Below are 7,149 nucleotides of genomic sequence, written 5' to 3' on the forward strand. Positions count from 1 at the left end.
AGAGAATACCCAAATGAATACCCACCCCCCACTACCCAAACGAACGCCATAAACAGGAAATTCTCCCTGTAGAGATTTTAGAAGGTCGAATGTGAGGTCGCTGTATCTCAACCAGTCGCCGTCCTTGCGCCAGCCGACGCGATCGCCAAACTTTTCCCAATCAGCATTGTAGTCCATTGGGCTGCCGCACTCTTCCCAGATGCGCTTTTGCACGCTAAAGCCCCACTTGCCGTGGCTATAGTGAACCCAGAGGCGATCGATCTCCTTTAGGTCTTCGCAGGGAAAGTTTTCCAAATCCTCTCGATCAAAATACTGCCCTTCTTCCTTGCCGACAGTGGTGATCATTAGCCGATAGGTTTCTTCGTCTGCCTTGCGCCATTGTGCATCCTTCAGCAGCGCCTCTAGCTGTTGATACTTGGAGTTTTGGGTAACGCGCTTGAGGTTTTCGATGAGTTCGCTCAGATCTTTGCCCAGCTTTTGGCTTAGCTCGTCGGAGCGGGGATATTCTGCGACGCAGGTGTTTGCTAGTGCTGCGGCTTCGCTGCCCAGTTCACAGGCTTTGCGGATGACTTGATCGAGCAGGCTGGGCGGCAGTTGTGCCGTGTAGAGCAGCACGGTTTCTCGCCATACGGCTCCGTTCCAGTTTTGCAACACCAGCTTTGCATTGGTTTGGATCGTTGGCCGGTCTTGTGGCTCGGCTAGTTTTGTCGCCGTAAAGAATCCCTGGAAGCTGAGATGCGGAAACTCGTATTCTCTGGGTTCCCGTTCTACTAGCAGTTCACTCACCTCTAAAATTTGCTCTAGCCAGGCGGCTGGCTGCACCTCCTGCTGGGCGAATACAGACTGCTGTTCTAGAAATCGCAGCACTTGCTGCTTTGGAACTGTGGCTTGGTTTTTCTGGGTCATGGCAAAGGCCAACTGCTGCAATACGGTCAGGCTTTGCTCGTAGGGCAGCAGCATTCGGATATTGCGGGCGCGGGGGCGATCGTCTAGCTGGAGTTTGCAGATGCCGCGATAGAGTTCTAGGCGCTGCTTGGGCAGTTCTCGCTGTGGGTCGAAGCGATGATAGGTCACGAGCATATTCAGCAGCAGCGGATTTTCGGCCATGTAGCCCAGTTCTGCCTCGCGCTGGCGCAGTTGGGCAATGAGATGATTCGATCGCGCAGTGGCGACTTGCTTGGCCTGAGGCAGTTGCCTGGCGCTCCGCACACATCGCTCTTGGCAGAGATACCAGCGCCGGATAAAGTCTTCTTGCTTGTGGGGCGTGAGCTTGTTGATGAAGATGGGTATGGCGGGGCGCTGAGCAGTGTAGTCTTTGAACCCGGCGGGGCGCGAGGTGATGATAAACACTGATTCGCGATAGGCTTGCATTTGGGCGCTGAGCCAGTGGCTTACTTGGGGCCGCTGGGATTTTGGAATTTCGTCGAACCCGTCAAACATGACCAGCGCCCGGCCTTTTTCTAGCAGTTTTTCGGCCCACTGGGGCGGCGGCGTGAGGTTCCTGGATAGGTCAGGAATGTAGTGTTGGGTGATGAGTTCGGGCAGCGTGGGCGGAGGGTCTTGCGCCAAAACTTTACCCCAGACGCGCAAACGCAGCAGCACGGGGATGAGCCGGGGCGCACGATGTTTTCGATATTTTTGCTGTCCGTAGATCAGCGCGATGTGTCGCAGCAGGGTGGTTTTGCCCATGCCGCCTTTGGCCTGAATGCTGATTTGCCGAAATTGGCGATCGCGTTTCGTCCGTCTCAGCAGATCCCAAATTTCAAGATTTTCCGACATCAGCTCTGCATCTCGCCGCAGCCGGGCCAGATCGCGGGAGTTGCTTATTTCTCCCAATGCTCCGCTCCCTAATGCCCCGCTTAAGTCCAGCGGCACAAAGACTTCCTCTAGAAGCGGAATTGCCGTGCGATCGGGGTTGAAGCCGTCGGTCGTGAATTCTGTACAAAGACTTGCCTGCTGCTTGAGATATTTCCCCTCAATGTCCGAGCGTAAGGCAGACCAAGTGTTTAAGAGAGATCTCTCACCCAGCGCAATGCCTGAAGCCAGCCATGCGTCAATTCTGGGGGATAGCTGTTTGCCGACCTTGATCATTAGCCACACGCCCGCCGCTCCTGCGAAATACGGCAATCCTGCTGCTAATCCACTGCTGCCAATTGCGTTTAACCCAGCCGCAATAATCGCACCTGGAATGCCCAAGGTCACTAACCTGTTGTCAAGCAGATCGAAAACTGTCTCGATCGTGGTGCGAGAGTTGGGTGGTGGTTCGTCGTGCATAGGCTGTGCGAGAACAGATGCTTCTTTTTTAGCCTACATCGCTAAAAATTAGGGATGTCTGAAGAGACGGTTTCGGCAAGGCATCGAATCAGGTGGTGAATCTGGCGTTTGGGCTGATTGCAACGGCAATGCTGACGATTATGGTCAGCACGGTTTTGCGATAGGAAGCCAGCGAGAGAACTCTAGGGTAGAGGTGAGGAATTGACTGGTTTCTTGGCAGCAAAACTAAAAATTCCTGCCAGCAGCACCCAGTTCAGCACGTTGACCCGCGAATCGTATAGCGGCACATCGAACAGCGCAAAGCCGACGCTGCTGAAGAAGCCCAAGACATAGCCAAACAGAATGCCATGCTCTGGGGCCTTCAGGCTTTTTGCCAGCAGTTGCCGCACACCCCGCGCACAGATCCGCCCCACCAGCAGCGTCAGCAGCAGCATTGCCGGAATGCCTGCCTCCACGGCCAGGTTTAGCCACAGATTGTGGGCATGGGAGATGTCCTGAAAATCCGACAGGGCCATCAGGTCGGGCGTGAGGTACTGCGGATATACCAGCTTGTAGTTGCCCAGGCCCCAGCCGAGCCAGGGGTGGTCACCCACCATCTGCACCGCTGCGCCCCACAATTTCGTTCGGGGGTCGTCTGCCCAGGTCGCCAAGTCGAGCGATCGCCCGCCAATGCCAATCACCGCTGCGCCGCCGACCATCACCCCTAGCCCGCCCAGCGCCGCCGCCACGGTCTTCCAGCTAGACCGCGCCACCACCAGCGCAAACCACAGCAGTTGCAGTACCGCCAGCAGCAGGGCATTGCGCGACCCGGTGCAGAAAATGCCCAGCAGGTTGAGCAAGGTCGCGCCGGAGATCAAACGCAGGGGAACGGACTGGAGGGCAGTTGCCGCAGCGTTTTGTGCGTCGGGTTGGCGGTCTGACCAAACGGACTCTGCGGAGTCTGGCAGACTGTGTGGCACAACGGCCCGATCCAGCGCCAGTCGATAGAGGATCAGCCCCAACCCCAGCGCCATCACCAGCACCAAAAAGCTGCCCATTGCGTTGGGATGCTCAAACATCACCATTGCCCGGCCTTTGTGGGGGGCGGCTCGAATCCAGCGAAACAGCGGAAAATGCCGCCACCAAACGGGCATTCGGGGAATTTTGATAATGTATTCCACCAGGCTGATCAGGTTGATGGGAATGGTAATCAGAACCAACCCCAGGGCAATCTGGGCAAGCCGTTCAGCGCGGTTCAACAAGTAGGGCAGAATGGCGAAAAACAGGAAGTAGGGCAAAAAATTCGCCAGTTGCAGCAGCGCCTCGCCTCGATCGTAGGCAAACAGCGTACTGAGCAGCAGCAGCCCGCTCAGCAGCAGCAGCCCGCCGCCCGTCATCCTGTCCAGCCCTGCCCGCCGAAACCGCCACCACAGCCGTGCCGTCACCGCCACCATGCCCAGCAGCCCCAGATAGGAAACGTAGGGCATAGCCATCAGGCTGACCCAAAACAAATTCCACACGGAACCCCACACCGTCCGCAGCGAGAGCGCTTGCCCCCAAAACCTCACAGGTTCGCGTCTGGCTTTTTGCCCCGCCACGTTAGTAGGCTCCTTCGCCCGACAGCACCACCCACACCGTCCGCATCAGGATATACAAATCCAGCCACACTGACCAGTTGCGGACGTAGTAGGCATCCAGATTCACCCGCTCTTTGTAGGACAAATTATTGCGCCCCGACACCTGCCACAGCCCCGTCAGCCCCGGTGTGACCTTTGTATACAGGGCAAACTTGTCGCCATAGCGCGGAATCTCTTCATCCACAATCGGGCGCGGGCCCACCAGGCTCATCTCGCCGCGCAGGATGTTCCAAAGCTGGGGCAATTCATCCAGGCTGGTCTGCCGCAGAAACCGACCGACACGGGTAACCCGTGGATCGCGGCGGAGCTTGTGGTCGCGCTCCCAGGAACGGCGCAGCTTGGGGTGCGCTTCTAGATAATCGTGTAAGACCTGATCAGCGTTTTGCACCATCGAGCGGAATTTCCAGGCTTTAAACGGTTCGCCATTTTGCCCGATGCGGGTCTGCCCGTAGAAAATGGGGCCCGGCGAATCGAGCCGAATTAGCACCGCAATCAGGATAATAAATGGCAGCACCAGCAGCCCGCCGAACAGGGTAATGATGCGATCTAGCGCAAACTTGACTAGGCGCGGCCCCGGCAAGAGCAACTGCTGCCGCACCTCTAGCCCCAGGATGCCGCCCATGTCTCGCGCCTCGACCCAGAGGCTAGAAAAGTCGAATAAATCGGGAATGACCAGCAGGTGAGCGAAGGTCTGGGTGTGCTGCTCGATCACGTCTAGCAGGCGAACGCGGGGCACACCGGGCATGGCCACAATGGCGTAGGGAATGCGGCGCGATCGCGCAATCATGGGAGCCAGATCAATGCCGCCCATCACCGGAACCCCGTGCAGCGAGCCGTGCTTGGCGGGGTCGTCATCTAGCACCACCACCGGACGCAGCCCAATGCGGGGACGCTTTTGCAGCGTGCGAACCACCATTTCGCCCGTCTTGCCCGCCCCCAGCACCACGACGGGATAGCCCCACCAGCGCTTGCGGGCAAACCAGTGTCGTGTGAGCGATCGCCCAATCAGCACCAGCACAATCGACAGCAACCACGCCATCACAAAGATGCTGCGGGAATAAACCTCACTGCTCTGCTGCAAAAAAATCGTCACCCCCAGCAGAAAATACACCAAGCTGGTGCCAATGGTGACGCAGCGAAACTCATCAACTGGGCTTTGGGCCACGCCAGGATATAGCCCAATTGCGGCATACACCACCACAAACAGGCCCATCAGCGGCAGCAGTTGCCAGTAGAGGAGCGGCTGAAACTTGCCGTCGAGAAACCAGCGCAAATAGACGCTGATCGTTCCTGCCAGACTCAGCATGAGCAAATCGGAGCCAATCATCCCCGCCAGTGTTGGAACGGTGCGGGTAGAAATGCTCAAAGCAGATAGCGCTGGACGTAGGGTTCGGTTAAGTTGCATTGCGTTCCGTTACTCCTCACGCTATTACTTTAGGGGATCTTTACCTCATCCCCGCTGAAATTTTGCCCACTGCTGATCCACAAATTGTGCTAGCTCGGCCCGAAAGCGTTCTGGGCTAAACCGTTCGGCGTTTTGGCGCGAGTCGTCGGGCGAAAAGTGGAAATCCCCTGTTTCGAGCGATCGCACCGCTTCCACCACCGCCGCCACCGTCTGCTCCGGCATCAAAATCCCCGTCTTGCCCGGAATCACCGTCTCCGCTGCGCCGCCCCGCCCATAGCCGATCACGGGCGCACCCGCCGCCTGCGCTTCCACCATCGCAATGCCGAAATCTTCCTCAGCCGGATAGACAAACGCCTTGCAGCGCTGCATGTGGTCGCGCACCACGTCATCGGGCTGTCGGCCCAATAGACGCACGGTTGGCCCCGCCAGGGCCGCCACGCGCCGAAATTCTGACCCGTCGCCAATCACCACCAGCGGCAAGCCCAGTTGTGTAAACGCTTCTACCACCAGATCAACTCGCTTGTAGGGCACAAACCGCGACAGCGTAAAGTAAAAATCTTCCCGCTTTTCCTCCGGTGAGAACCGATCGACCGCGACGGGCGGATAGATCACCTCCGCAGGCCGCCGATACGTTTTCCAAATCCGACGCGCCACAAACCGGGAATTTGCAATGAAATGATCCACTCGATTCGCACAGGCCACATCCCACAGGCGCAGGTAATGGAGGATGATTTGGGCGATCGCCGCTTTAGCTCCCCGCAGCCGCGCTTCCTGAAAATACTGCTGCTGCATCTCCCAGGCATAGCGAATCGGCGTATGCACGTAGCTGATGTGGAGCTGATCGGCGCGAGTGATCACACCCTTCGCCACAGCATGATGGCTCGACAAAATCACGTCATAAGGCGACAGGTCAAACTGCTCGATCGCCAGCGGCATCAGCGGCAGATAGGCCCGAAAACGCGGATTCGCAAACGGAAAATGCTGCAAAAACGAAGTTTTGACGGATCGATGCTGAATGAAAAAGCGCAAATCATCCGGCAAAAAATCCACCAGGCTAAATAAATCAGCGTCAGGATAAAGCTGCAACATCTGCTCGCACACCCGCTCTGACCCAGCATAGGTGACCAGCCACTCATGGACAACGGCAATCTTCATGGCACAGTCTTTGACGCAGAATAAATCATCGGGCTTGGGCACGGCGTATCTCGGACAGGTCTGCAAGAGATGTCCGTGCAGGTTTCACTGTGTAGGTTTCACTGTGCAGGTTTCACTGTGCAGGTTTCACTGTGCAGGTTTCACTGTGCAGGTTCCAGTGCAGGTTTTAGTGTAGATTCCAGTGCAAGTTCCAGTGCAAGCTCTAGTGCAAGTTCCAGGCCCTATTCACCACCACCGACCCACTCTATCCAGAACTCCATCCATAACTCCACCTAGAGACATAGCGCCTTAGAGTAGAGTATTATCATGCATCGGATGTGAATAATTGCAAACTGCACCCGTCGCAACCCAGCAGGCTGACCCAATAGAAACCGGACGGGAAACCAGCAGCCAGGAAGATTGTAGACAGCGAGTGTGGCGTTTGAATGAGGAGCGTTTTGGCCCGAGCCTATGACAGCACTGAAACCGATTCAAAAACGGGGTGTGAAGTTCGCCTTCAACCAGCACCAGCTCGAAAACTACCGTGACCTGCTACTCGTTCTGTTTCAAAAGGAATTCAAGGTTCGCTATAAGGGCAAATTTCTGGGCTATCTCTGGTCGATCGCCAGTCCGCTGGCCTTTGCAATGGTCTACTACATTGCCTTCAGCGGCATTATGCGCGTCGCGGTTCAGGGCTATCCGCTGATTCTGGTGTCGGGG

General features: G+C 56.8%; 4 protein-coding genes and 1 pseudogene. 1 reads left to right on the forward strand and 4 read right to left on the reverse strand.

Annotated features, from left to right (window positions below; translation table 11 throughout):
- From IGS51_RS16200 to IGS51_RS16215, 4 genes are all read right to left on the reverse strand, one after another.
- Positions 1–2,274 (reverse strand): GUN4 domain-containing protein (locus tag IGS51_RS16200; RefSeq protein WP_297079801.1); only part of this gene is annotated, 2,274 nt, incomplete at its 3' end.
- 182 nt (positions 2,275–2,456) lie between these two features.
- On the reverse strand, positions 2,457–3,821 hold the full coding sequence (locus IGS51_RS16205; protein WP_297079804.1) for an O-antigen ligase: 1,365 nt from the start codon (positions 3,819–3,821) through the stop codon (positions 2,457–2,459).
- 31 nt (positions 3,822–3,852) lie between these two features.
- The gene (gene wbaP / locus IGS51_RS16210; protein ID WP_297079806.1) at positions 3,853–5,295 is read right to left on the reverse strand and encodes an undecaprenyl-phosphate galactose phosphotransferase WbaP; all 1,443 of its coding nucleotides are present in this window, start codon (positions 5,293–5,295) and stop codon (positions 3,853–3,855) included.
- Positions 5,296–5,340: 45 nt separating this feature from the next.
- Positions 5,341–6,450 (reverse strand): glycosyltransferase family 4 protein, encoded by a 1,110-nt coding sequence (locus IGS51_RS16215; RefSeq protein WP_367279361.1) that lies wholly within the window; start codon positions 6,448–6,450, stop codon positions 5,341–5,343.
- A gap of 450 nt (positions 6,451–6,900) precedes the next feature.
- Between IGS51_RS16215 and IGS51_RS16220 the strand changes: the two are divergent.
- Positions 6,901–7,149: pseudogene (locus tag IGS51_RS16220) on the forward strand (hypothetical protein); the annotation flags it as partial.

Source organism: Thermoleptolyngbya sp. M55_K2018_002, from assembly GCF_015295965.1.
GTDB lineage: Bacteria > Cyanobacteriota > Cyanobacteriia > Elainellales > Elainellaceae > Thermoleptolyngbya > Thermoleptolyngbya sichuanensis.

Coding starts and splice junctions, on each gene's coding strand:
- IGS51_RS16215 (WP_367279361.1), bottom strand. CDS start 6,450: ATGAAGATTGCCGTTGTCCATGAGTGGCTGGTCACCTATGCTGGGTCA.
- wbaP (WP_297079806.1), bottom strand. CDS start 5,295: ATGCAACTTAACCGAACCCTACGTCCAGCGCTATCTGCTTTGAGCATT.